This window comes from Affinundibacterium baiyunense, assembly GCF_018139645.1.
GTDB classification, from domain to species: Bacteria; Pseudomonadota; Gammaproteobacteria; order Burkholderiales; family Burkholderiaceae_D; genus Undibacterium; species Undibacterium baiyunense.
Genome location: NZ_JAGSPM010000004.1, coordinates 84,291 through 110,843 on the forward strand (window position 1 = coordinate 84,291; position 26,553 = coordinate 110,843).

Below are 26,553 nucleotides of genomic sequence, written 5' to 3' on the forward strand. Positions count from 1 at the left end.
AATCGTATGTTAGATGCATAGCAAATTTCTTGAAGCCGACCGCTCCGCTTCATCTACTCATTCTAATCCAACAGTTTCCTCAACTAACTTATGATCATGATGTTGCGCCGCGGATTGCACTTGAAAAAATTGGATAACTTCTTCGCGCATTGCCATAGTGTCTTTCACGCCTAATGCGATTAACTCTTGCGTATAACTGGCCTCAAACAATAAATACGACGCCAAAGCGGAACCGCGCACATCGGTCGCACCTATCCCACCAAGCATCGTTCTAACTGGTAATGGCAAACTTTGCGTGTGACGGCTCGCAATTTCATCCAAACGCTCTGATGGCGCGATCACCAACAAATCAACTGGCTTTAACGGTGTCTTCTGCAATAAATCCGGAGGCAACATCGACAAGGTTTTATTGATTCTAGTTAAGCGCTCAATATCCACCGCTAAGCTGTCCAAGAAAATGCTCGACATGGCATGCCCAGCAATCTGTGCCAAACTTGGATAAGTTGCAGCTTCAAAATTCTGTCTCGGCGGTTCGGTCAGTCGTCCGGCTCCGACGATCAACACTTTGCTAGCACCAAGGTGAATTGCTGGAGAAATCGGCGCTAACTGGCGCATAGATCCATCTCCACAATACTCAAGATGACCACCCCAATTTAAAGGAATCGATGGAAAAATAAAGGGAATCGCCGAAGAAGCCAGTAAATGTTGCACACCAATAAAGTCGCGCTGAGACAGTCGCTGACTACGCACCCAAGGCGCAATGTCTTTTAAAGTCTGATAAAAAGTTAAATGATGACCAGTTGTATAGGACGATGCGGTGACAGCAAGAGCCTGCAGATCATCGGTTTCAAACGCACGATCAAGGCGTTCCATATCCAACATTCTGTGCAGCAAACCTGCCAATGGGGAATTATCGAGCAATGAGGTCGGCGGCGATTTACGCCATTTATTCAGCAGCCAACCAAAGGACATGATGGACAACCAACGTGCCCCAGACCGAATCACACCTAACGAATCGGCACGATAGACCTGTGCAGCCTCAAAGTGACTCCATACATGATGGAGACTATTTACCGACTCTTGAAAATGGTCGGCTCGAGAAGCCAAAGCGGTCGCATTGATGGCACCGGCAGAGGTTCCACAAATAATTCCGAAGGGATTTTTTTTTGCGCTCCATCCTTGCGTTAACAAGATATCGGAGATCGCTTTTAACACCCCAACCTGGTAGGCGGCACGTGCGCCGCCTCCGGTCAGGATCAAGCCAGTTGTGGCATTACTATTCATTCCTATCCAACTCCAAAAGCTACTTTTTCCATGCATCTAGTGTATTCGTGTACAACATAAATGTCTGCAAGAAATCAAAAAAGTGTCATTTTGAAGCGAATATCCGGAATTTATTTTGGTTGCATACGGATCGCACCATCGAGACGAATCGTTTCGCCATTCAACATCATGTTTTCAATGATGGATTTTGCTAATTGTGCATATTCGTTTGGCTTACCCAAGCGAGATGGGAACGGTACCATTTTACCCAAAGCGTCTTGTACTTCTTGTGGCATGCCCAACAGCATTGGTGTTTCGAAGATACCTGGCGCAATCGTCATCACGCGAATGCCATTACGCGATAAATCACGTGCCATTGGCAAAGTCAAACCAACCACCGCAGCTTTAGAAGAAGCATAAGCAGCTTGACCGATTTGACCATCGTATGCTGCGACAGAGGCTGTGTTGATAATAATGCCGCGCTCTTCTTGAATCGCATCGGTTTTACTCATAGCTTCTGCTGCTAAACGCGCCATATTGAAGGTACCAACCAAATTGATGTTAACAACACGTTGGAATAATTCCAATGGATGCGCGCCGTCTTTACCAACTGTTTTAACCGCTGGCGCCACGCCTGCGCAGTTAATCAAGCCACGTAAAGTGCCTGCCGCTGTCGCAGCCGCTACAACCGCCTGACCATCTGCCTCTTGAGTCACATCACATTTAACGAAAGTTGCATTCAACTCTGTAGCCAATTTCTGACCCGCTTCTACTTGCACATCCGCAATCACAACCTTACCGCCATTTGCGGTAATCATGCGCGCAGTTGCCTCACCCAAACCAGATGCGCCGCCAGTGATAATGAATACATTGTCTTGAATTTGCATACTTTCCTCTGCTATCAATTAGAAAAATTTAGAATAAATTCGGATAAATAAGATTCGCCCAGCACATTCGTTGAATTTAATTTTCATCAAATTCAATCAACTAGAATGCCATGACGTTAACGTAAACGTCAATTATCTCGCTTTTCTCACTTTGTAGAAAGAGAAAAAATACACAAGCAATAAAAAAAGCAGTGATTGCATCACAATCACTGCTCTCCGCTACCAACCTACAATAAATGCTACTAATTTGTTTGTAACTAAATCATTGAACCCAATAAGCCCAACTTTATTTAGAAGCAGCCTCACTCGCCGATGCCGCATTCACTTTCACGACATCCAAACCAACTGGAGCTTCAATCTGCGGCAATACATCAGCTTTATGAGACACCACTGGCGCTGCCTGCACAGGAGTCTTCAACCAAGGGACCAAAGGTAACAAAGGAACCAACAACAAAGCCACAATATTGATAATCTTGATCAAAGGATTTACCGCTGGACCTGCGGTATCTTTGTAAGGATCACCAACTGTATCACCTGTCACCGCTGCCTTATGCGCCTCTGAACCCTTACCACCAAAATGTCCATCTTCGATGTACTTCTTCGCGTTATCCCAAGCGCCACCGCCTGTCGTCATCGAAATCGCGACGAACAAACCAGTGATAATTGTTCCCATCAACATCCCACCTAAAGCGGCAGGACCTAAAGTTAATCCAACTAAAATAGGAACAACAACTGGCAACAAAGAAGGCAAAATCATTTCTTTGATTGCTGAAGCTGTTAGCATATCAACTGCTTTGTCATACTCTGGCTTACCACTCCCATCCATAATTCCTTTGATATCACGGAACTGACGACGCACTTCAACTACCACAGCTCCCGCCGCTCGCCCAACTGCCTCCATCGCCATCGCACCAAACAAATATGGAATTAAGCCACCGATAAACAAGCCAACAATCACTTGTGGATCAGATAAATCAAATTTCACATCGAGGCCGACTGAGCTCAAAGCGTGTGTGTAATCAGCAAACAATACCAGCGCTGCCAAACCTGCAGAGCCAATCGCGTAACCTTTGGTCACCGCCTTGGTCGTGTTACCCACCGCATCTAATGGATCTGTGATTGCCCGCACCGACTCGTCCATACCAGACATTTCGGCTATACCTCCCGCATTATCCGTGATAGGACCGTATGCATCCAAAGCGACAATGATGCCAGCCATTGACAGCATCGAGGTCGCAGCTACCGCGATACCATACAAACCGCCACCGAATTTGTAAGAGATGAGAATTGCCACACAAACTGCCAATACTGGATATGCTGTCGATTTCATGGAAACACCAAGTCCAGCAATGATATTGGTGCCATGTCCGGTCGTAGAAGCTTCAGCGATATGACGTACAGGCTTGAAATCGGTACCAGTGTAGTACTCGGTGATGTAGACCATCAAACCAGTCAACACGATGCCAACAACAGCAGAAATCAACATCTGATGACGCATCGCATCGTCTTTGAACAACATATAGGTCACGACGGCGAAGCCAATTAATGATAATCCTGCCGCCCACCACAGGCCTTTGTAGAGCGCAGACATGATTTTTTGACCAGGCGTATGTTTTACAAACGCGCAACCAATAATCGATGCTGGAATCGAGACGGCACCCAGCATCAAAGGATAGACAATTGCTTCTGTTACTGCGTTCGTTACCATCAATGCGCCGAGTAACATGGTCGCAATCAAAGTGACCACATAGGTTTCGAATAAATCAGCTGCCATACCGGCACAATCGCCAACATTATCACCAACATTATCAGCAATTACAGCTGGATTACGTGGATCATCTTCTGGAATACCTGCTTCTACTTTACCAACCAAGTCTGCGCCCACATCGGCACCTTTGGTAAATATGCCGCCACCTAAACGCGCAAAAATAGAAATCAGCGATGCGCCGAATGCCAAACCAATTAGTGGTTTAATCAAATCGTGCTGCGACACGCCAGTCGCAGTCCGACTGGTGAGATACATATAAAACAGTGCCACACCCAACAAACCCAAACCGGCTACTAACATACCAGTGATTGCACCACCCTTAAATGCAACATCTAAAGCTTGGTTCATGCCTTTGGTAGCGGCTTGCGCAGTACGAACATTCGCCCTTACAGAGACATTCATACCAATAAAACCACAAGCGCCAGATAACACCGCGCCAATCAAAAAGCCGACCGCAGTGGTCATTCCTAAACCAGGCAAAATCGCGATCGCAATAAATAACACAACACCGACAATTGCAATTGTCTTGTACTGACGCGCCAAATAGGCAGCAGCACCCTCTTGTATCGCAGTCGCAATTTCTTGCATACGGGCATTTCCCGCATCCTGTTTCAAAATCCAACTTCTTGTAATCAAACCGTAGAGCACTGCTAGCACTCCACACGCTACAACAATCCACAGACTTAATACCATGTTGACGCCTCCAATTTTTGTTGATGTTGAACGTGTTTAGCTTTTGACTTCACACTGATCACACCGTTTATAGAAATAAGCGAAATAGAACAACAGACATTTAATGTGTTTTAAAACTGAATCTACTTGAAACAAAATAACTAGGGAAATAAATTGCGCGATGCCTCCATCAAAAAAAAATAAAGGTAGTGGAACAAAAAAAAGCGGACATGAAGTCCGCTTTTTTTACTCTGACAAGGCCGCAAAAGCCGCGTCACGTATTGCTTCGACCGCCCCGACACCAGCAATCTTGCGGTACTTCGGCGCACCAGGATTACCTGATTTTGCCCAATCACCATAATAACCAACCAATACTTCGGTTTGATTGTGATAGACCGCTAATCGTTTTTGAACAGTCTCTTCTTTATCGTCGTCACGTTGTACCAGATCTTCACCAGTTTCATCATCCTTACCTTCAGTCTTAGGAGGATTAAACTTTACATGATATGTACGACCTGAAGCTGGATGTACGCGACGACCACTCATGCGTTCGATAATTGCGCTATCGGGTACGTCGATTTCCAGCACGTAGTCAATCGCCACTCCCGCATCCTTCATGGCATCCGCTTGGGGAATAGTTCTAGGAAAACCATCAAACAAATATCCATTGGCGCAATCATCTTGCTTCAGACGTTCTTTAACCAAACCAATGATGATGTCATCCGAAACCAAGCCACCAGCATCCATGACTTTTTTCGCTTCCACGCCCAACGGTGTTCCTGCCTTCACCGCTGCACGCAACATGTCTCCAGTAGAGATTTGTGGAATACCAAATTTTTCCTTAATGTAATTGGCTTGCGTGCCCTTGCCTGCTCCGGGTGCTCCCAACAAAATAAGACGCATTTTTATTTCCTAGACGAGTTTAATATTCTGTCAGTCCTGCAAATCGCAATTTGCAAAACTTAATAATTTTTTGAATCAAGCTTGATATTTATTTTTAGCGGTGAGGAGAACTCACCGTCATTTATTTTGTTCTTTACGAAATTTACCACAGTTTTTTCCGCTTGAAACGCTTTCGCACCACTAGCACATGGTTTTTTATAACAAGCTCAAAAAAAAGTTCTGATGCGTTGTAAATCCTCAAGCGTATCTACTCCAGCCACCGGACTGTGCTCAGTCACATGCACCGCAATTGCAATGCCATTCCAGAGCACGCGCAATTGCTCTAAAGCTTCAATCTGCTCCAGAGGGGACATCGATAACGTAGGATAGGTTTGTAAAAATTGATTTTGATAAGCATACAAACCAATATGTCTCAAGGCTTGATATTCAGATGGGATAACTTGTTGATTCTGCGCAAATGCATCGCGCGCCCACGGCATCGTTGCACGAGAAAAATACAATGCGCGAGAGAATTTATCTAACACAACCTTCACAACATTCGGATTAAATAAATCTTGCGCAGTATGAATGGCGTGCGCAGCAGTTGCCATCGGCGTCTGCGCATTCACCAAAGCAGCAGTTGCAGCAATCAGTGCTGGATCGATCAAAGGCTCATCGCCTTGCACGTTCACCACCACCGCATCTGCTGCCAGACCCAAGGCAGCTGCTACTTCGGCAATTCTATCTGTGCCCGAAGGATGGTCAGCACGTGTCATTTGAACCTCGACACCATGCTCACGACAGGCGGCGGCAATGTCAGCATGATCGGTAGCAACCACCACTTGAGTAGCGCCAGATAACAACGCTCTTTCAGCGGTACGCACAACCATAGGCTTACCAGCGATATCAGCTAGCGGCTTATTTGGCAAACGTGTAGATGCCAAACGCGCTGGCACAATGGCGATAAAACTCATGATCTGATTATGGATGTTCTACAGGAATTACACGTGCCTGATCTTCCCACATGATAGGAATACCATCACGGATTGGAAACGCTAAGCGATCTGCTTTACAAATTAATTCTTGTACAGCTTTATCGTAAACTAAAGGACCTTTACATAAAGGACAAACTAGAACTTCAAGCAGACGTGCGTCCATACTTTTTCTCCGAAATCAAGTTCAGCAGTTGGTGTTCAAATTCCACATCAAGCTCAGCAGTCACTGGCACCAACCATATACGCGGATCTTCTCGTAACTCCGCAATTTGCCGACATTTTACTGCATCCTTCTCTGTGATAAGGATGATTTCCGCATCTTCATTCCGAAATAGTTCTGGGGTGAACGCAAAATGATCAGCCAGAGGCATCGACTGAAACGTGATGCCTTGCGCATTCAAGCTATCAAAAAAACGTTGAGGATTTCCTATCCCTGCGGCGGCAAGTATTTTTTTTCCGCGAATTGTGGACAAAGACTGGCGCATTTCGGCTCGCTGTAATTGAATGAGCTCACCAATTTGTAAGCGCATCGAAGTGACCGGATCACCGATGCCTAAAACGGGCTCAGTGCCAGCATAATTCAAAACCGTAAAATCACGAGATCTTTGCGCTGGCTCACGTAGTGGACCGGCAGGCAACAGCCATCCATTGCCAATACCGCGTTGATCAAACATCGCGATTTCAATGTCACGTGCCAAGGAATAATGTTGTAAACCATCATCCGAAATAATGATATCGACCTCAGGATATTTATCCAGCAAACGCTGCGCACTTGCAACTCTTTGTCGTCCTACCATCATAGGACAAGCTGTCCGCTGTACGATCAACAAGGGTTCGTCGCCGACTACAGCAGCGGAAGAGTCTGCGAGCACCTCTTGAATTTGTTCGACGTTCACGCCATAGCCGCGCGAAATCACTCCAGGTGTCCAACCAGCTCGGCGTAAAGCATTCACCAACCAAATCACCATTGGCGTTTTACCAGTTCCGCCGATAAAAATATTCCCTACCACGATCACTGGCACCGACAACTTTGTTGATGAAACCAATCCAAGTGAACGCAAGCAAAATCGGCAATATAAAATGATTCCGAACAACGCAGAGATAGGCCAAAGTAACACTGCGACAATGCCGCGTTTCATCCACGTCTTCATCAGAAACGACTCTAGTTGGGCGCGCAAGCGACTTCTCCTTACTTAAAGTGTGCAGATCAATGAAAAAGAGAGAGTGAATCACTCTCTCTACTTGAAACATCTTATGTAACTTACAGCAACTGGCTTATTTTGCGTTTGCTGTTGCTTGCGCGGCGAAAGTAACTTTCGATAATCCGGCAATTCGCGCTGCTTCTAAAACATCAATCACTGATTGGTGACTGCTTGCACGATCCGCGTTAATAATAACAACGGGATCAATCGGATTGGCTTTTCCCGCATTTAAACTATCTGCAGCCTTTTTTAAATCATTTGCCAGCGTTGCCGCATCTAAAAAGCTAACAACTTCGCTATTAATTTTATAGCGACCTTGCGCGTCAATCCCAATTTCAATTTGACTTGGTTTATCTTCTGCTTTTTCTGCATCGGCTGTCGGCAATGTGATTTGCAATTCGGTAAAACGACTATACGTGGTCGTCACCATCAAAAAAATCAAAATCACCAACAAAACGTCGATAAAGGGAATCAAATTAATTTCTGGATCTTCTTTGCCCCGTCCTTTACGAAAATTCATACGACTACTTTCTCGTGCTGTGGACGATATCAACAAACTTCACTGCTTGCTGCTCCATTTCAATCACAAATCCATCAATCAATGCACGGAAATGGCGATAAAAGAGTAAGGCTGGCATCGCGATAAAAATACCAAAGCCCGTGTTGTATAAAGCGACGGAGATACCGTGTGCTAATTGAGCAGGATTCGCACCAGTAGCGTTTTGCGAACCAAAAATTTCGATCATACCAACAACTGTGCCGAACAAACCCATCAATGGTGCTAGTGAGGCAATGGTACCTAGTGTAGTTAAGAACTTCTCAAGATCGTGCGCTACTGCGCTACCCGCTTCTTCAATCGATTCCTTCATGACTTCGCGCGGCGCATGCACATTACGCAAACCAGCGGCTAACACACGACCAAGTGGCGAATTGATCGCAAGCTGATCAATCACTTCTTGTTTGATTTTTCCACTTTGATAAACCCTAATTACTTCCTCTAGCAGTGTCTTAGGCAAAATCCTTTGTCTTCTTAAAGACAAGCTACGCTCAATAATCAAAGCTAATGCGACAATCGATGCCACTAATAAAAAATAGATCGGCCAACCAGCCGCCTGAATGATTGCGAACAAATGAAACTCCTTGCGAGAAAATCTAATTAAGTCTTGGTAATGACGAAGAAATACTTAGCCCGCAATGTATCGTGTTGTTCGACGCTGGGCAAGTAGATGCACAGGATTATTTTTTGTTACATTCAACTTGTGCGCATCTCATAATTTAATCACTAATCAAATAATTAAGCTCAAGCTTATTCACAGAAACTGTGCGCAAGATTGTGGATATCCTTTGGGCTAAATACTAAGCTATTGATTCAAAAAGAATTTAATTAGGCGCTTCTAAATTGAGCAGTAGCGATAAATCAGCAATTCGCTGCTAAATCGTTGAACAAATAAAAGTTCTTAACAAGGATCGAAGTTCTGCACACAAACTGTGGAAAACTTTGTGAACAAGCACTTCACATCAAGCTAAATCATTGATTTATATGAATTAAATATCTCTGCAAAAATTTTGAGCAAACAGTATTCAAAAGAAACTATCCGCAATTTGATGATATTTTTAGCTATTTATTTTGAATATTTAGCCCAAATTTAGTGGATAAAGCAAAAGTTCTACACACAAAATGTGGATATCTTTGTGAACAAGCCGGGCACATGATAGTAAGTCACTGATTTTATAGAATTTTATTACCCTGCTGCAAAAAAAGGCAATAAGACATATTGTTGCCACATGGAACTCTTTTCAAAAGACAAGAATTTTCCTGTGGATAAATTTGTGCATAAGCACAAAAAATTTTCTTATACGAATCAAAACTTCTTAATAAATTCTAGAAATAAAACATTTGAAGCTTAAAGTTAAAGTAATTAATCATTTTAAATTCAAAGACTTACAAGCGTCATCTAAAATTTTTTTGACAGTAAAGATCGCACATGACATGCTTGCGCCTTCTTTTTCAAATCTGTGGACAGCTTTCTCAGCATAAGGCTTATGGCATCAACATTTTCATCGCAAAACCCACAAAAATCCGAGTCTGTTATTACAGTTTCGGCCTTAAACCAAGCAGTAGCGCAACTATTGGAGCGAAACTTCGCATTGACGTGGGTTTCCGGCGAAATTTCTAACTTTACCCGCGCTGCTTCTGGTCATTGGTATTTCACATTGAAAGACAGTGCGGCGCAAGTACGCGCGGTGATGTTTCGTGGCAGAGCGCAATATGCCAATTTCATGCCACGTGAAGGCGATAAAGTAGAAGTCAGAGCCTTGGCTGGTCTATACGCGCCGCGCGGTGACTATCAAATTAACGTCGAAGCCATCAGGCGTGCTGGCGTTGGTAATTTATACGAGGCATTTTTACAACTCAAAGCGAAGTTGGCTGCCGAAGGTTTATTCGACCAAGAGCGAAAAAAGGCAATCCCCAATTTTGTGCGTCGGATCGGCATCGTTACCAGCCCCAATGCTGCGGCATTACGCGATGTGCTGACCGCCCTGCAAAGGCGAGTTTCTCATATTGAAGTCGTTATTTATCCTTGCCCGGTACAAGGTGAAGGTGCAGCTGCAAAAATTGCCCAAATGATTGCGCTAGCTGAAGCCGAGAACCGATGCGAGCTTTTAATAGTATGTCGCGGTGGAGGTAGTATTGAAGATTTATGGGCCTTCAACGAAGAGATTTTGGCACGCACCATCGCCCATTGCACACTGCCTATCATTTGTGGCGTTGGTCATGAAACCGACTTTACCATCGCTGATTTTGTCGCCGATTTACGCGCTCCAACGCCAACTGCGGCGGCGGAAATGGCAGCACGACCGCGTGCCGATTGGCTAGCGATCTTGGCGCAATCGCAATCAAGCATGCAGCGACAAATGCGTCGTCAACTTGATTATCATGCGCAAAATCTAGACTGGTTGAGTCAACGCTTACAAAACCCAAATGCGACATTGACATCAAAACGTCAACAAATTCAGCATTGTGCGCAAAGTTTGCGGTTTGCCGTGTTCAAGCCTATTCAAACGGCTCAAAATCGATTATTACACTTGGAAAAAAGGCTGGCACAACAACGCCCAAATACACAAGCGTTTCAGAACAGATTGACGTATCAACAAATGCAAATGCGCACCACGATGCGGCACCGACTACAAAGACAGCAGGCTCAATTGAGCAACCTACAAGACAAACTAGAAATGCTCAATCCGCAGCGCACCTTGGAACGTGGTTATGTCATTTTGCAGCAAGCCGATGGTCAAGTCATTCGTAGTGCTCAGCAAATTCAAGCTGGCGATTTCTTAAGCTTACACACCGCAGCAGATAGCAGCGAACTTCAAATTGCTGCTATCAATACAAAAAAGAAACTCGCAATAAAAAAACCGAAATCAAACGAGTAGCTGCAAGCAATCAGACAAAAGCTTACAATGCTGCTTTTGGAGCTTGCTGCTTTTAGAATAAAAAGCAGACCTTGCACTAATTTTTCACATCATTTTTTTGCATCATTTCGACTAACCAAAAAGGAACTGCCATGGAACATACTTTGCCAGCTTTACCATACGCCATCGACGCTTTGGCTCCACACATTTCTCAAGAAACTCTGGAATACCATTATGGTAAGCACCATCAAACTTATGTGACCAATTTGAACAACCTGATCAAAGGTACCGAGTTTGAAAATTCCACATTAGAAGAAATCGTACAAAAGTCTTCTGGCGGTGTATTCAATAACGCAGCGCAAATTTGGAACCATACTTTCTATTGGAATGGTTTAAAACCAAACGGCGGTGGTGCTCCAAGTGGCGCATTAGCAGATGCAATCAACGCGAAATGGGGTTCATTTGATGCGTTTAAAGAAGCCTTCACAAAATCTTGCGTTGGTAACTTTGGTTCTAGCTGGACTTGGTTGGTCAAGAAAGCGGACGGCACTTTGGATATCGTCAACACATCCAATGCAGCAACGCCATTAACAACTACCGACAAGCCTTTGATTACTTGCGATTTGTGGGAACATGCTTACTACATCGATTACCGCAATGCACGTCCAAAATATTTGGAAGCATTCTGGGCATTAGCAAACTGGGATTTTGCGGCAGCAAATTTCGCCTAATTGTTTTAGATTGTGGATTGAATCAAGCCTGCGAGTTGAACAAGCTCGCAGGCTTTTTCTATGGGTCAGGAACTTAAATACACTTTGTCTGACTAAGTTATTTTTATACATTCATTCTAGTTATGCATACATTTTCATCTGTTCGCGTTGCCCTTAGTCTGATCGCCCTGCTAGGTAGCAATGCCAGCTTGGCACAATCAAAACAATCTCAAGTCATGCAAGATGTGCAGTATCTCGCAAGTGAGGCGATGCAAGGACGAGAAATCGGTAGCACTGGCAATGCCTTGGCGCGCGAATACATACTTAAACGCATCTCTGAACTAGGGTTAAAACCTTGCGGCGAAACTTATGTACATGAATTCAAAGTGAGCGGTTTAAAGCAAGCATCACAAGGACACAATATCTTGGCGTGCCAGCATGCAAAAGAGAATCCTGCTGCCAAATATCTGGTGGTATCCGCCCACTATGACCATATTGGTGTCAACAATAACAAAATCTACTTCGGTGCAGATGACAATGCCTCGGGCGTTGCAGGCGTGTTAGCCGTTGCTGAAAGCTTGAAAGACAGCGCGACCCGACATCATATTGTCTATGCGTTTTTTGATGGTGAAGAACGCGGCTTATTGGGTGCGCATGCCTTCGTCAAGCAAGGACCAATTCCGCGCCAAAACATTGCGGCCAATCTTAACTTCGACATGATTGCGCGTGGTGATAAGAAGGAATTATTTATCAGTGGCACTTACCACAATCCAAACTTCAAACCACTATTAGAAAATCTAAATACTAGCAGCGACATCAAGGTACTGTTTGATCACGATCGCCCTGAGCAAGGCAGCAATGACTGGACCTCACAATCTGATCATTACGCGTTTTTTAAAGCAGGTATTCCGCATCTCTACTTCGGTGTTGAAGATCATGCGGATTACCATAAACCTACCGACACTTTCGAGAAAATAAATCCACAATTTTTTCATGCATGCATCGCTTTTTTACAAAATGCAGTGAAACGAATTGATCAAGAATTTTTGCGCAAAGACAAAGCTTAATTAATAAAATTTGTCACAAACAATTCAAAAAAAATGGCTGCAGTTCAATCTGCAGCCATTTTTTTATCCAGCATAAGGCAATATTTTTTTTAATGCATCATGCTAATGGTGTTTCACCGGAAACAAGAAAGTCTCCAACAATTGCTTCCAACTCGGTTCTTTTCCGTACATGCGAATACCCAAGGTAAACACGCGCGTCGCAGCCGACTTAAACCACCACAAACAAGCAAGCAACAAAGCAACTGATAAACCCCACTGCCACATTGGAACATCCGTATGTGCCATACGCAAAGGCATCGCCGCAAATGAAGTCAATGGAAAGACACTCAACACTTGCATCATCATTCCTTCTGCATTATCGATACCGCTATATGCTAAACCAACTGGCAAAGCGGGTAAGAACATCATAATGCTTCGACTTGAGTGATTTGGATCATCAATCGTCGCAGCAAATGCAGCCATAAAACTGTTCACCAATAACAAGCCCAAAATCACAAACAAGAGCGTACTAAACAACTGAAACGCAGTTACAGGAAGGCTGATATCCGGCTTACCTGCTATCACGGCAGCACCTTGAATAAAGGCGAAGAAAATCAAGCCATAAGTGAGCATCGTTTTTAGACAAAACAAAGAGATGCCAAGAATTTTTCCTTGTATCCATTGCGATGGCGTGATCAAAGTCAGTAACTGTTCGGTAACGCGATTTTGTTTCTCGCTGGTGATTCCTGTGAATAAATAACCAAAGCCAGAAAAAATTCCCATCATCAAAAGGAATAATACGGCACCACTTAAAACCGTACGTCCTTTCTCATCTTTATCATCCTTCTCTGGTTTCAACATCACCGTTTTTATCTCTGGCAACTGAGTAATTTGTTGTCGCTGTTCTGCACTTAAAGGCAATTGTGCAATTTGTCGTTCTTGCTGCCAGCTTTGTAAATTCGATTTCAACTTCGCTTGCCAACTCGCCTTTTCTTTTAAAGTTAATTTGACTTGCGCATCTTCAATCTCAATCACCGCATGCCAAGTTTCACCAACATTCTTTAACACTTCTTCACGGGTAGTCGGACTAACTTCACTAAATTGAAAGCCTTCAAGTTTCGGCAAAGGACTGACACCAATCACCGCAACTTGATAATCTTTATCCAATAAACCTTTGACATGCGGCCAGACAAAAGAAAAGCCCATGCCGACTAACAATAAGGCGATAGAAATAATTTCTTGCTTCCATTTGAAATAGCGTTTGAATTCAAACACCGCAATATTCCAAGTATTCATATTGTAGTTTCCTCATTCATCGTCGCTGATGCCACTTGTTGTCCATTATGATTTTGCACTGCAGTTAAATACAGATCATGCAGGCTAGGTTGAATACGACCAAAATCAACTAACTCACCAAGCGCCATCACCTGTTGTAGTAACTGATTCACACTCGCACCTTCATGCAATTGCACCACGAATTGTGTCGCTGATTTGACTTCGACTTTCTTCACAGCTGGGCATGCCTCAATCGCATCGCTGGCGACTGCCGATGCAAAACTCAGTTGATAAAATTTTTCTGGGCTTAGCTGTGCAATTACTTCACTCAAGCTACCCAAGGCAACCTGCTGCCCCTTATTTAATAACAGCATCGCGTCAGCTAAGCGCTCCACCAAAGCCATTTGATGTGCACTTAACAAAATCGTCGTTCCGCTTTGCTTAAGTTCATTTAGGATACTTAGAACATGTTCTTGATTAATTGGATCTAAACCAGAAAATGGTTCATCCAAAATCAATAATTGTGGACGATGGATCAAGCAGCTAATCAACTGTACCTTCTGCTGATTACCCTTAGATAATTTACTCAGGTTATCTTTTACCTTATCCATTAAGTCGAAACGCGGTAACCAGATCGCCAATTGTTCTTGAATCTGTTCTTTACTTAATCCGCGTAATTTGCCGATGTAGCTTAAATTTTCCGTTACCGTTTTATCGGGATATAAGCCACGATCTTCTGGTAGGTAACCGAAACTGGTTTCTGGGATTTTCGGGATTTGTTGGCCACTCGAAAAAATTCGAATCTCGCCCGCGTCAGCCATCGTTAGACCGACCAGCATCCGGATTAAGGAAGATTTACCTGCGCCATTTGGACCGAGTAAAGCAAATATTTGTCCAGGCTCTACTTTAAAGCTCAAAGAATGCACGGCTTTGACTGTGCTATAAGTTTTCTCTACCTGATTCAGCTCGATACCTATCATTTTATCTCCTGTTAAAACGTCGGGTTAGGTGTCTTCATTCGAAAATTCACAATAAACGTACTGTATTTGATTTAACTACCAATACAAACGCACATGCGACAAACGACGATAAACATTTAATGAAATACGATTATCCCGCAATAAAAAAGGCGGTAGGTGCCAACACCCTCCGCCTTCTGAGTTATTTCTAAGCGTATTAGGTTTTCTTTTTGAATACGCGTTGAAAACCTGTGACACCCAACAACACAAATGCACCTGCAATCATACCAAACACGGCATCAATCAAACTCGGCACAATGGCTTGCAATACAGCGCCAACCCAAGCAATCGTGCCAGCACTTTGTGCAACTTGCGTAGAGAACTCACTCACAGCATGCACACCATGTGAGAGAATACCGCCACCAACCAAAAACATCGCTGCTGTACCAATCACGGTTAATGCCTTCATTAAGCGTGGCGCGAAAGCGACCAAGCCATTACCAAGTTGACGCTGAACGCGGCGCAACCAAGATGGATCTTGATTGCGTTGCAGGTAAAATCCCATGTCGTCCAATTTGACAATCAAAGCAACAAAGCCATATACACCAACAGTCATAATTAAACTAACGCCAACCAAGACAGCAACGCGTGTGGTAAATAAAGAAGCGGCGACGGTGCCCAAGGTAATGATAATAATCTCACCGCTGAGAACAAAATCAGTCCGAATCGCGCCTTTGATCTTATCTTTTTCAAACTTCACCATATCTACTTCTTCATGGCTAATTGCATCGATCAATTCACGATGATGAGCTTCATCTTCCGCCTCATTGTGTAGAAATTTATGCGCTAATTTCTCGACACCTTCAAAGCATAAATAGGCACCACCAATCATTAGCAAGGGTGTGATCGACCACGGGGCTAATGCGCTTAACAGCAAAGCGAGTGGAACCAGAATCACCTTATTCATCAATGATCCCTTTGCCACCGCCCACACCACCGGCAACTCGCGATCTGCGCGTACGCCACTGACCTGCTCTGCATTGAGCGCAAGGTCATCACCGAGTACGCCTGCGGTTTTCTTCGCTGCAACTTTGGTCATCAATGCGACGTCATCTAGAACGGTCGCGATATCGTCGAGTAAGGTTAAAAGGCTAGCACCTGGCATAAACGCTTTCTGTAATTAAGATAGTAAAAACCACGTTTGACCGTTGATAATTCAAACATCAAGGTCGTTCGCAAAATGAAGTCAAAATTCTACTGTACGCAGCAATAATGTTCTAGCAATTCTGTTTGGTGAAATGAATTTAGAATAACCACAAAAAATTCTTGACCATTTCCGCCACACGCCAATTAACTGTTCAGGATTAAGCTATCTGTCCCACATCCACAGAGAGATTGATTGGAACTTACTCCTTCAAATAAAGTCTATTGATTCTAAAGTTGATGCATTTTGTCCGTGGCAGAATGCGTGAGCTAATCAATATCAAAACAACACAACAAAAATTTCACACCTAAGAGAGGATTCTATGAAGAAAAAAGTGATCGCGCTCAGCCTAAGTCTCATTTATAGCAGCTTGATAAGCCTAAGCACGCCGATGATTGCCCACGCGGATACCAAAGTTGCAGACGCAAAAATCACCAAAGTCAAAGCGTCTGAACTCAGTTTAGAACAACTGTATCGCAGCAAGTCTTACATGGGAAAAACAGCGAATCAATTGAAATTCAGCGATGATGCACGATTTCTTGCTTATGTCTGGAATCCCTATGGTGAAGAAGGTTCTGATTTGTATTTGCACGATGCAAGCACGGGCAAGACAACGCGAATCACCTCTCCTTCCGTCATGAAAAATTATGACGCGCCTGAAGATTGGGATCGCTTTGAGAAAAAATTGCTACAAAAAGAAAAAGAAATAAATGAGCGGCAAGCAAAAGCTGAAGCACAAGCCGCTTATTTGCGCGGCGAGAAAGTCGATTTATTGCAATGGGAGCGCGCTGCCATCGAAGAAATAAAACGTGAGTTAGCAGACAAAAAAGCGCGCGACGCAGCTAAGAAAGCAGAAAAAGACGCCGAAGCAGCGAAAGAAAAACTCGCAATGGCGGCAATGAAAGCCAACAAAGCTAGCGATGTTAGTTCGGATAAGAAAGAGTCGAACGAAGTGAAGCAAGACAATAAGCAGGAAAATAAGACTGCAAAACTCGACGAAGCAAAAAAAACCGAAGTCGATAAAGAACTATGGGAATTACGTGATGAGTTAAAGAAAAAGCTTGCAAAAGAAAAGCTTAAAAATACCGATCTATATCCGGGTGTAGAAAACTTAATCTGGGCCAACAAAGCGCAGGAACTCATTTTTCAATATCGCGGCGACCTATTCCGTTTGCAAGCACAGTCAGGCCAAATAGAGCGCCTCACCAAGACAGATAAAGTAGAACGCATCGTTGCCTATACCGCAGATGACAGTGGTTACTTGTACATGGATGAACGACGCATCTATGAAGCGCACTTCAATCAGGGCAAACTGCGTCAGCTCAATCCTGAATTAATTCACGCCGATGACGCTGAAAAGAAATACAGCCTCAACAGCACAATTTTAAGTGAAGACAAACAGTGGATGGCGATCATGGCAAATGCTTCGATCGGCGAACCGGGTAGAACACCACCTAGCCGTCAGGTTGAAATCATGAATTACAACGATCGATTCGCAACTGCAAAAAAAGTGAATCGCGAAGTATCCGACGACAAGCGCAACGTACCAGCGAGCGCGCTCTACATTCGTAAGGTCAGCGATGAGTCGATGCGTCAACCCAGCCCCGTATTCACAAACGATGGTGGTGATGTTTGGTTTGAAATGAGCCGTGTCGCATTTTCAAAAGACGGCAGTCAATACACCTTTTCAACTTGGGAAAGAGAAAAAGAATTATTACGCATCTATCATGGCAACACCGCAGACAATTCAAAACCCAAAGTCGTATTCGAACGCCGTGGCAATGTTGGTCATGAAGTTGTTGATGTCGTGTCTCCGCAATTTACGCCAGATGGTAAGCAATTGATTGCCGTGTTGGATGAGCTTGGCTTCCGTCAACCGTATGTGATTGACACCAATAACGGTAGCGCCACACCCATTTTAAAAGGTAATTTTGAAGCACATAGAATCTTAAGTTTTACTGCCGATAGCAAAGAAATGTTTGTGCTGGCGAACCGCGACGATTTCGCAGCAATGAATGTGTTCAGAGTCAGTTTGGCGACGGGTGAAATGACGGCACTTGGTGAGCAAGGTGATTTTCACCGTACCACAACTGTGGCAGAAAATGCGCAACGTCTCGCCAGCGTTGCTGGTCAATGGTCTAAACGTCCAGAGTTAAAATTGTTTGATCTGACGAGCAACAAGGCAAGCATTAAAACCTTAACCGACAGCCATGATCCGCAGTGGAATGCCGTACATCTACTACAACCTGAGCGCTTCAACTTTACCAATCGTCACGGTGACAAAATAGAAGCCTACGTATTCAAACCGCAAAATTGGAGTATTAGCGACAACCGTCCAGCTATCGTCTACACCTATGGCGGACCACTCGGTGATCGTCACATCATTGAAACAGATAGCTTCCAACCCACGGCCTATTTATTTGGCATGTACATGGCAGCAAAACATGGTTATGTCACGGTCGCGGTTGATCCACGTGGCCACTCCAACTATGGTCGTCGATTTAGTGGTGCGAATTGGGAACAAGTCGGCAAACCGCAAACCGAAGACCTCGAAGATTTGGCGAAATACATGCAAAAGAAATTGGGCGTTGATGGCAAACGTATAGGCTTAAACGGCTGGAGTTTTGGTGGCTTTCAAACTCAATACACGATGTACACTAGCCCAGATGTTTTCGCAGCTGGCATCGCAGGCGCGGGGCCAACCGAGTGGGAAAACTACAATAGTTGGTACAGTGGTCGCACCATCGGTAAAGTTGATCGTAGCAAACCCAACTTGCGTCGCTACTCTTTATTGCCACTCACCGTCGGCTTGAAAAAACCGTTGATGCTGGTACATGGCATGCTAGATCCAAATGTCTTATATCAAGACACAGTCAATGTTTATCGTGCGCTACTGGAAAATGGTAAAGAGAGTCTAGTTGATTTGTTCCTCGATCCAGATGGCGAACACGGCATGGGCGGCGCCGTCAAACCGAAAGCATGGCATAAGAAGTATGAGAGCTTCTTCCTACAACATTTAGGTAAAGCCAAATAATTACTCAGAGCGACATGCGTTGAATCAGCATTCAATGCTCTCATCACAAAAAAGGGACGCAAAATTTGCGTCCCTTTTTTTCTTGAATACTCGGATCAAATGCTACGTTGTAGTTGATCCAAACGTTCCTCATGGCGGAAACGCCAAGATTCTAAGTCATCTAAACTACGATTAAGGTCGCGAATCGAACGTCGAATATCGTGACGTTCTTGGTCTCTCCGCTTTTCACGATTACTTGCTTCTTTCACCACATTTTGATCTTTACTATTTTTAATGATGTCTTGGTCTTTGCGAGAATCTTTATCAAGCTGACGAATTCGATAATCAGCATCATTACGTCGATCAAGTGCGTAACGAATATCGCGCTCTACGCGCTCTTTTTCACGCCAAGTGATTTCATATTTTTGTCCATTCCCATAGGCGTGCTTGACTCTGGCCTGTAGCGTCATATGACAAACACTTACTTCGAAATACTGTGATTGGCGACCAAAAGAAAACGCATTCTCAGGACTACAATAACGCATATTTTCAACGTTCCATGCCTGCAGATAAAGATCCCTGCTCTGTTCAATCACAAACACTTTGTCTTTACGAGCATTGGCGATACGTTCGTCAATTCTTTGTGGTTTGCCGAAACCGTCATCCTTGCCAGCGTCACGCCAATACGCTTGCAAACGACTTTCCCACATCGCTTGGTAGGCCTCCTCGACAAATTTAATATCCCGCCTTTTTGCATCAACACGACGCATATATCGATCCCAAGCATTAGTTGCATCTTCCCATGCGGTGCGCTTCCAATACTCAACAATTTCAGTATCCCAAGCAAGTTGGTATGCATCGCGGCGGATCAATACTAGCCGCTCTTCTGCCGCTTTTGCATGCTGTTGCAGCATCTTATCGCTCACGCCTTGGCGTGCATCTTCATAGCCTAAGCGCGTCCAATAAGCTTGATTGCCACGTGCCCATCCGCTCTGAAATGCGGTGGAGTTAAATGGAATATCACCTGCATTTGCTAGTCGTTGCGCTTCGATTGATGCTGGCAAACCCGCAACCCCATCTTGATCACCAAGAGCACTCCAGTAATCGGCATTTCCTTGGCGCCACCCCATATGATAAGCATCTGGGTTCAGTGGAGTTTTATTTTCTGTCACAGGCTCAGACTGAATTTGCGTTTGATAATACGTCGCTGGTCTAGGAAAACGCCCATCAGCTTCCCCCAATTTTTGCCAAAATTGTGTGTTACCACTCACCCAACCTGCTTGATAAAAACTGGCTGACTCCGCCTTAATTTTGTCGCCATCAACGCCTGCACAAAACGAACGACGTTCTTCGAAATTTGCAGGTAGTCCTTTTAGACCGTCTTTATTGCCAATCAAGTTCCAGTCACCTTGCTTACAATCCTTAATTTGTCGCATAGTCGATTGACAAGCACTCAAACTAAGACCTAGCAAGACGATAATGAAAATATTTTTCAGGTGCGAATTCAGGTGTGAAATTTGGGAAATGAACGACATGATGTGTAGAAATGTAATGAAAGTAAAACCAATAACGCCGCAACTGCATCTATGTTGACAACAATGTTAAGAATTGTAAAACGATCGTTTCACGCATTATTTAAAAAGCTGCCACAATATGCGGATATCCCCGAAAGCAACGATCATGTCAACTCCCTTACCTAGTACAAGTTCAGATTCAAGCAAAAAGAGCAGCATCGCCACACTGCGTGGCTTATTGCCTTTTCTTCGCCCTTATCGGCAACAATTCATACTAGCTGCAATCGCGCTAGTAATTGCGGCGGGGGCGACACTCGCAATTCCTTATGCTTTCCGTCAAATGATCGACTTGGGCTTTAGCAAAATAGGCGATGGTGGTACACAAGGCATTGAACATGTCAACCTGACTTTTTTGGCGCTATTCGGTGTTGCCGTAATATTAGGGATTGCGACAGCAGCCCGGTTTTATATGGTGTCATGGATAGGCGAACGCGTGACCGCCGATATTCGTAATGCTGTTTATGCCCATGTCGTCACACAAAGTCCAGAGTTTTTTGAGACTACACAAACTGGCGAGGTCTTATCTCGCTTAACAACCGACACCACTTTGATTCAAGCGGTAGTAGGAACAAGTATCAGCCTAGCGCTGCGTAATCTTTTACTTTTTGTTGGCGGTTTGGTGATGCTATTCATCACCAGCCCAATGCTGTCATCGATCATCATCGTGATGTTGATCTTAGTGATTGCACCTATTATCTTATTTGGGCGGCGGGTTCGACAACTATCGCGAGACTCACAAGACCGTATAGCTGATGCCTCTGCCGTGGCTGGTGAAATTCTAAATGCGATGCCAACGGTGCAAGCCTATACACATGAGCGTATTGAGGCGCAACGTTTTGCGGATTCAGTTGAACACGCATTTACCACAGCAATGCGACGTATTCGGGCTCGCTCCTTACTCACGATGATCGCCATCTTATTGATCTTTGGCGCGATCGTATTCGTTCTTTGGCTAGGTGCGCACTCGGTCATGCAAGGTGAAATGAGCGGTGGCAAATTAGGTCAATTTATTTTGTATGCATCCATAGTTGCGGGCGCCATTGGTGCTTTATCTGAAGTGATGGGAGAAGCCCAACGCGCCGCAGGTGCAACAGAACGACTAATCGAATTAATGTCGGTGCAATCACCGATTACCAATCCATCACTACCACTTCGGTTACCAAGTGCAGCAAAATCACAAGTACATCATGGTGCTGCAGTCGAATTTGAACAAGTCACTTTTCATTACCCATCTCGGCAAGACACTGCAGCCCTGGCAAACATTCATTTATCTATCAAAGCGGGTGAAACTATCGCTCTGGTTGGTGCATCAGGCGCGGGGAAAACCACGCTGTTTCAACTTTTGTTACGCTTCTACGATCCACAACAAGGACGCATCTGTATCGATGGCGTCAATATTAAGGACTTAGATTTACATCAGTTACGCGATGCGATTGGTATCGTGCCGCAAGACACTGTGATTTTCTCAGCAAATGCCTTGGAGAATATACGCTATGGACGCGTCAATGCCAGTGACGAAGAAGTAATGCAAGCTGCAAAAATGGCGGCGGCCCACGAATTTATTGAACGCCTACCAGAAGGCTATCAATCGTTCTTAGGTGAGCGTGGGGTACGTTTATCTGGCGGTCAAAAACAGCGCATTGCGATCGCTCGAGCCATCTTAAAAAATCCTCGACTCATGCTATTGGATGAGGCTACCAGCGCGCTCGATGCAGAATCTGAACGACTAGTTCAACAAGCCTTAGAAACCGCGATGCTAGGGCGAACCACCTTAATCATTGCACATCGCTTAGCGACCGTAAAACGTGCCGATAAGATCATCGTGTTAGAGCATGGTCAAATCGTCGAAACTGGAAATCATGCGGAGTTGATCGCACATGGTGGCGTCTATGCACACCTTGCTTCGCTTCAATTTCACTTAAATTGAACTCATCTTTTCTGAACAAATAAGTCTAAGCTAGAACAAGCCACGTGCGCACCATGGGTAATCAATCAATGAGCGACTATCGATCTATTCATTCACTGCGCATAAAAAACGCACTGCAAAAAAAATCTCTGCAGTGCGTTTTCAATCAAGAATTCAGCCGTACTTATTTTGCATAGACTTGCTTACCTGCCTGCCAAGTTTGTAGCACGACAGTCTTGTAAATGTCTTTGCTTGGAATAGTAAAAATATCTTGGTCGATCACAATAAAATCAGCCCACTTCCCTTTTTCCAAACTACCGAGTGTTTTTTCTTGATGTCCAGCATAAGCCGCATCAAGCGTAAAGCAACGGAAAGCCTCTTGTACCGTCATCGCTTGTTCTGCATACCAACCATTAACCGGCATTTGCTGATGATCTTGGCGTGTCACTGCGGCATAAATTCCCCAAAACGGATTAGGACTTTCGATAGGAAAATCAGAGCCACAAGGAATTTTCGAACCTTGTTTCAAGAAAGTGCGCCATGCATACGCACCTTTGATTCTATCTTTACCAACGCGGTCTTCAGCCATATTCATATCCGATGTGGCATGAGTTGGTTGCATCGATGGGATCAATTTTGCTTTTGCTACGCGAGGGATGTCGCTAGGCTCTAATACTTGGGCATGTTCGATGCGATGTCGCAAAGTCTCTGCTCCATACTGTTTAGGAAGTGTAGCCAAGGCATCAATCACTTGGCGGTTACCTGCATCGCCGATCGCATGTACATTCACTTGATAACCTTTCTCGGCGGCCTTACGCACCATGGCTTGCATTTGCTGATCCTGCACAAATAAAAGTCCTTTGGTATGTGGAGCATCGCTGTATGGCGCCAACAAAGCCGCGCCACGACTACCCAATGCACCATCCGAATACAACTTCACTGCACGCAATGCATAACGATCATCTGCCAAACTTCTTACTGGACCAGCGGCAGAAACAGTATCAAAAAATTGATCGACGCCACCAATCATGCCGTACACACGCGTCGTCAACTTTCCTTGTGTAGCGTACTCGCGAAATAGCTTATCCGACTGCGCATCAACACCCGCATCATGCACCGTCGTTAGCCCAACGCTACGCAATTGCTTTAAAGCGGCATCCAAGGCAATTCTTAACTCGGTATCATTTTGCGGAGGAATCACTTTCTCAAGAATATCCATTGCTGAATCAACTAAAATTCCAGAAGCATCTCCATTCGCATCCCGCTCAATTTTTCCGCCAGCTGGATCAGGCGTCGCTTTGGTAATACCTGCTAATGCAAGCGCCTTTGAGTTTGCCCAACCGGCGTGGCCATCAACTCGACGCAACCACACTGGTCTATCGGCCACAACTGAATCAAGTTCTTTGGCGGTTGGGAAACGATCAAGTTTCCAAATGGCTTGATTCCACTCACCACCTAAAATCCATTGTTGCTGCGTTGCGCGTTTCGCATATTGCGCAATCGCGCTTAATGCTTCAGTTAAATTATTTGTGGCACGTAGACTCAATTGGCTTTCAGCGACGCCTAAATTAAACACATGTCCATGTGCATCAATTAAACCAGGTAATACAGTCTTGCCAGCCAGATCAACTAGCTTTGCCTTAGGCATTTTCTTTTGCAAATTCGACTGCGTACCTGTAGCAACAACCTTACCTGCATCATCCACTAACATCGCCTCAAATCTTTGCAATTGCTGCTTGTGGTTCAAGGTGTAGCCATTCGCTTTTACGAATAAGGTATCTGCATGCACGTTCAAGCTACAAGCGCCAAGAGCCAGTATGGTCATGAAATCCATTTTTAAATTATTTGTTCTCTTCATTTTTCTCTCTCAAATGTTATTCATCGTTGTTGATACAGGATTATCCGCGGATACAAAGCAATATACAGAGCAATAAAATGACGACAAGTTCCGTATTGATAAAATCAGCCGATCAGTGAACTTGAATTTTCCTAACAGAAACAACTTAATTGTCTGCCATTGAATCTATCAGAAAATCAAGGATTCTCTGCGATTTCTCAGCACTTTTCCGCAATTTCGCTTGACCGTCAATTGCAGCGTTGCGTACACTTCGCTGTTACTCATCTCACAGTCGATTGTATCGATTCTCGTCTTTATGAAACGATTTATTTACTGTCTTTACTGCTCCAGCTTTGCATTACTGTGCCAATTTCCAACATCATCTGCAGCAAGTACAGATGGCTTACTCAAACTCTCTAAAAAATTAACAGAACAAAAAGTTGAGTCACCAGTTGATGCCGACAATAGCAATGATGAAGAAAAATCGAATGGCAATGAAATCCTGAATTTTACCGAATCAGATTTATGGAACCGGATTCGGCATGGTTACGCGATTCCCAATCTAGATAATCACTTGGTAACCTACCAAACCAATTGGTACAGTTCACGCATCGATTATTTATTACGAATCATTCAACGTGGCTCGCGCTATTTATATCATGTGGTTGACGCCTTAGATAAGCGCGGCATGCCGACCGATTTAGCGCTACTCCCGTTCATTGAATCGGCATTCAATCCGAATGCGATCTCAACAGCCAAGGCCTCGGGCATGTGGCAATTTATGCCAGCAACCGGACGCGACTTTAATTTGCGCCAAAATATTTTTAAAGATGACCGTCGCGGCGTTTTAGATTCGACCGAGGCTGCACTCGATTATTTACAGCGTCTATACAATATGTTTGGCGATTGGCAGTTAGCCTTAGCAGCTTACAACTGGGGCGAGGGTTCAGTACAACGAGCAATCAAACGTCAACAGGCAATGGGCCTACCGATCGATTTCGATAGCCTATCGGCTTTAATGCCGAACGAGACAAAAAACTATGTACCCAAACTGCAGGCTGTAAAAAACATTATCGGACATCCAGAACAATTCAATGTCGTTCTTCCTAGACTAGATAATGAACCGTATTTTACTAGCGTAAAAAACGAAAAAGATATCGACGTTCACTTGGCTGCAAAATTAGCCGAGCTACCATTAAGTGAATTCAAAGCCTTAAACCCGCAATTTAATCGACCGGTTATCACAGGTGGTGGCAACACCAGCATTCTTCTTCCGATTGAAAATGCCAGTGTGTATGAAAGTAACTTTATGTCTTGGAAAGGCGCGTACTCTTCTTGGACCACGCTCAGCGTGAACAAATCTGAACGCGTAGAATCACTTGCAAACCGTTTTGGTTACAAGCCTGATGTGGTGAGAGAGGTCAATGCGATTCCCGCAAAGATGGTTGTGAAAGCAGGCTCAACGATTCTAGTCCCAAAAACTGCGAAATCACCTGAAACCGATATTCCACAAGAGATTGCAGAGGATGCACAACTTCGGATAGAACGTGTAGTTCCCAACACACGCAAGTTGGTGATCAAAGCAGGAAAAAAAGATAGCTTGGCAAGTATCGCGAAACGACACAAACTCAGCATCGCTGATATTAAGGCGTGGAACGACCTGAGTCGAGATCAAATCAAACCTGGACAAAAACTTGTATTACATTTAGCTAGTCAAAGTTCCAAACAAGCTTCTAAACAACGCACCAATAAACTCAACGCAAAGTCAGACACAAAACTAGCTAACAACAAAATTAAGGTTCAGAATAAGCGATCCAAAATAAAAAAATCTGGTGTAACAACAAGCTCTAACAAGACTGTTCTTGCTGCAAACAAAAAAGCAAAGAAGCAAAGTTAATTCTTATTGCTTCCAACTTCATTGTTATAAATTGAGGTCAATTGACACC

The 26,553-nt window shown here is 44.2% G+C and carries 20 protein-coding genes; 6 read left to right on the forward strand and 14 right to left on the reverse strand.

What is annotated here, in order from left to right; genetic code table 11:
• Nucleotides 1–57: 57 nt before the first annotated feature.
• The 9 genes from KDM92_RS08000 to KDM92_RS08040 all read right to left on the reverse strand — a co-directional run bounded on the left by KDM92_RS08000 (nucleotide 58) and on the right by KDM92_RS08040 (nucleotide 8,799).
• Nucleotides 58–1,284, reverse strand: a complete 1,227-nt coding sequence (locus tag KDM92_RS08000) for a patatin-like phospholipase family protein (protein ID WP_212683856.1) — start codon at nucleotides 1,282–1,284, stop codon at nucleotides 58–60.
• 110 nt (nucleotides 1,285–1,394) lie between these two features.
• Nucleotides 1,395–2,150, reverse strand: coding sequence for a 3-hydroxyacyl-CoA dehydrogenase (locus tag KDM92_RS08005; RefSeq protein WP_212683857.1), 756 nt, complete (start codon nucleotides 2,148–2,150; stop codon nucleotides 1,395–1,397).
• A 286-nt stretch (nucleotides 2,151–2,436) separates the two neighbouring features.
• Entirely contained in the window at nucleotides 2,437–4,611 is a 2,175-nt protein-coding gene (locus KDM92_RS08010) for a sodium-translocating pyrophosphatase (RefSeq protein ID WP_212683858.1), read from the reverse strand.
• 225 nt (nucleotides 4,612–4,836) lie between these two features.
• Entirely contained in the window at nucleotides 4,837–5,493 is a 657-nt protein-coding gene (gene adk, locus KDM92_RS08015) for an adenylate kinase (RefSeq protein ID WP_212683859.1), read from the reverse strand.
• A gap of 206 nt (nucleotides 5,494–5,699) precedes the next feature.
• Nucleotides 5,700–6,446, reverse strand: coding sequence for a 3-deoxy-manno-octulosonate cytidylyltransferase (gene kdsB, locus KDM92_RS08020; protein ID WP_212683860.1), 747 nt, complete (start codon nucleotides 6,444–6,446; stop codon nucleotides 5,700–5,702).
• A 7-nt stretch (nucleotides 6,447–6,453) separates the two neighbouring features.
• Nucleotides 6,454–6,630: a Trm112 family protein gene (locus tag KDM92_RS08025; protein WP_212683861.1), complete on the reverse strand. Its 177-nt coding sequence runs from the start codon at nucleotides 6,628–6,630 to the stop codon at nucleotides 6,454–6,456.
• Nucleotides 6,611–7,645 carry a tetraacyldisaccharide 4'-kinase gene (gene lpxK / locus KDM92_RS08030; RefSeq protein WP_329603140.1) on the reverse strand — a complete coding sequence of 345 codons (1,035 nt, stop codon included), beginning with the start codon at nucleotides 7,643–7,645 and terminating at the stop codon, nucleotides 6,611–6,613. Before lpxK ends, KDM92_RS08025 begins: the two co-directional genes overlap by 20 nt.
• A 97-nt stretch (nucleotides 7,646–7,742) precedes the next feature.
• Entirely contained in the window at nucleotides 7,743–8,189 is a 447-nt protein-coding gene (locus tag KDM92_RS08035) for an ExbD/TolR family protein (protein ID WP_189344785.1), read from the reverse strand.
• A gap of 4 nt (nucleotides 8,190–8,193) precedes the next feature.
• The gene (locus tag KDM92_RS08040; protein WP_212683862.1) at nucleotides 8,194–8,799 is read right to left on the reverse strand and encodes a MotA/TolQ/ExbB proton channel family protein; all 606 of its coding nucleotides are present in this window, start codon (nucleotides 8,797–8,799) and stop codon (nucleotides 8,194–8,196) included.
• A gap of 913 nt (nucleotides 8,800–9,712) precedes the next feature.
• Here KDM92_RS08040 and xseA point away from each other — a divergent pair.
• From xseA to KDM92_RS08055, 3 genes are all read left to right on the forward strand, one after another.
• The gene (xseA, locus tag KDM92_RS08045; protein ID WP_212683863.1) at nucleotides 9,713–11,104 is read left to right on the forward strand and encodes an exodeoxyribonuclease VII large subunit; all 1,392 of its coding nucleotides are present in this window, start codon (nucleotides 9,713–9,715) and stop codon (nucleotides 11,102–11,104) included.
• Nucleotides 11,105–11,235: 131 nt separating this feature from the next.
• Entirely contained in the window at nucleotides 11,236–11,814 is a 579-nt protein-coding gene (gene sodB, locus KDM92_RS08050) for a superoxide dismutase (RefSeq protein WP_212683864.1), read from the forward strand.
• 122 nt (nucleotides 11,815–11,936) lie between these two features.
• Nucleotides 11,937–12,860 carry a M28 family peptidase gene (locus KDM92_RS08055; protein ID WP_212683865.1) on the forward strand — a complete coding sequence of 308 codons (924 nt, stop codon included), beginning with the start codon at nucleotides 11,937–11,939 and terminating at the stop codon, nucleotides 12,858–12,860.
• A gap of 102 nt (nucleotides 12,861–12,962) precedes the next feature.
• Here the strand turns inward: KDM92_RS08055 and KDM92_RS08060 are convergent, their stop codons facing one another.
• From KDM92_RS08060 to KDM92_RS08070, 3 genes are all read right to left on the reverse strand, one after another.
• A complete protein-coding gene (locus KDM92_RS08060; protein WP_212683866.1) occupies nucleotides 12,963–14,135 on the reverse strand; it encodes an ABC transporter permease in 1,173 nt (390 codons plus the stop codon).
• Complete coding sequence (locus KDM92_RS08065; RefSeq protein WP_212683867.1) at nucleotides 14,132–15,094, reverse strand: ABC transporter ATP-binding protein; 963 nt, start codon at nucleotides 15,092–15,094, stop codon at nucleotides 14,132–14,134. The genes KDM92_RS08060 and KDM92_RS08065 overlap by 4 nt, the downstream gene beginning before the upstream one ends.
• A gap of 196 nt (nucleotides 15,095–15,290) precedes the next feature.
• Nucleotides 15,291–16,238 carry a DUF808 domain-containing protein gene (locus KDM92_RS08070; protein WP_212683868.1) on the reverse strand — a complete coding sequence of 316 codons (948 nt, stop codon included), beginning with the start codon at nucleotides 16,236–16,238 and terminating at the stop codon, nucleotides 15,291–15,293.
• Between the two features lie 361 nt (nucleotides 16,239–16,599).
• Between KDM92_RS08070 and KDM92_RS08075 the strand changes: the two genes are divergently transcribed.
• Entirely contained in the window at nucleotides 16,600–19,311 is a 2,712-nt protein-coding gene (locus KDM92_RS08075) for a S9 family peptidase (RefSeq protein WP_212683869.1), read from the forward strand.
• A 95-nt stretch (nucleotides 19,312–19,406) separates the two neighbouring features.
• Here KDM92_RS08075 and KDM92_RS08080 read toward each other — a convergent pair whose 3' ends face one another.
• Nucleotides 19,407–20,726 carry a DUF2799 domain-containing protein gene (locus KDM92_RS08080; RefSeq protein ID WP_212683870.1) on the reverse strand — a complete coding sequence of 440 codons (1,320 nt, stop codon included), beginning with the start codon at nucleotides 20,724–20,726 and terminating at the stop codon, nucleotides 19,407–19,409.
• Nucleotides 20,727–20,970: 244 nt separating this feature from the next.
• On the opposite strand from KDM92_RS08080, the gene KDM92_RS08085 reads away from it, so the two are divergent.
• Nucleotides 20,971–22,791, forward strand: a complete 1,821-nt coding sequence (locus KDM92_RS08085; protein WP_230408240.1) for an ABC transporter transmembrane domain-containing protein — start codon at nucleotides 20,971–20,973, stop codon at nucleotides 22,789–22,791.
• Between the two features lie 163 nt (nucleotides 22,792–22,954).
• On the opposite strand, the gene KDM92_RS08090 is transcribed toward KDM92_RS08085, so the two are convergent.
• Nucleotides 22,955–24,628, reverse strand: a complete 1,674-nt coding sequence (locus tag KDM92_RS08090; RefSeq protein ID WP_230408241.1) for an amidohydrolase — start codon at nucleotides 24,626–24,628, stop codon at nucleotides 22,955–22,957.
• Nucleotides 24,629–24,923: 295 nt separating this feature from the next.
• Between KDM92_RS08090 and KDM92_RS08095 the strand changes: the two genes are divergently transcribed.
• Nucleotides 24,924–26,504, forward strand: coding sequence for a transglycosylase SLT domain-containing protein (locus tag KDM92_RS08095; protein ID WP_212683872.1), 1,581 nt, complete (start codon nucleotides 24,924–24,926; stop codon nucleotides 26,502–26,504).
• The last annotated feature ends 49 nt before the right edge of the window (nucleotides 26,505–26,553 follow it).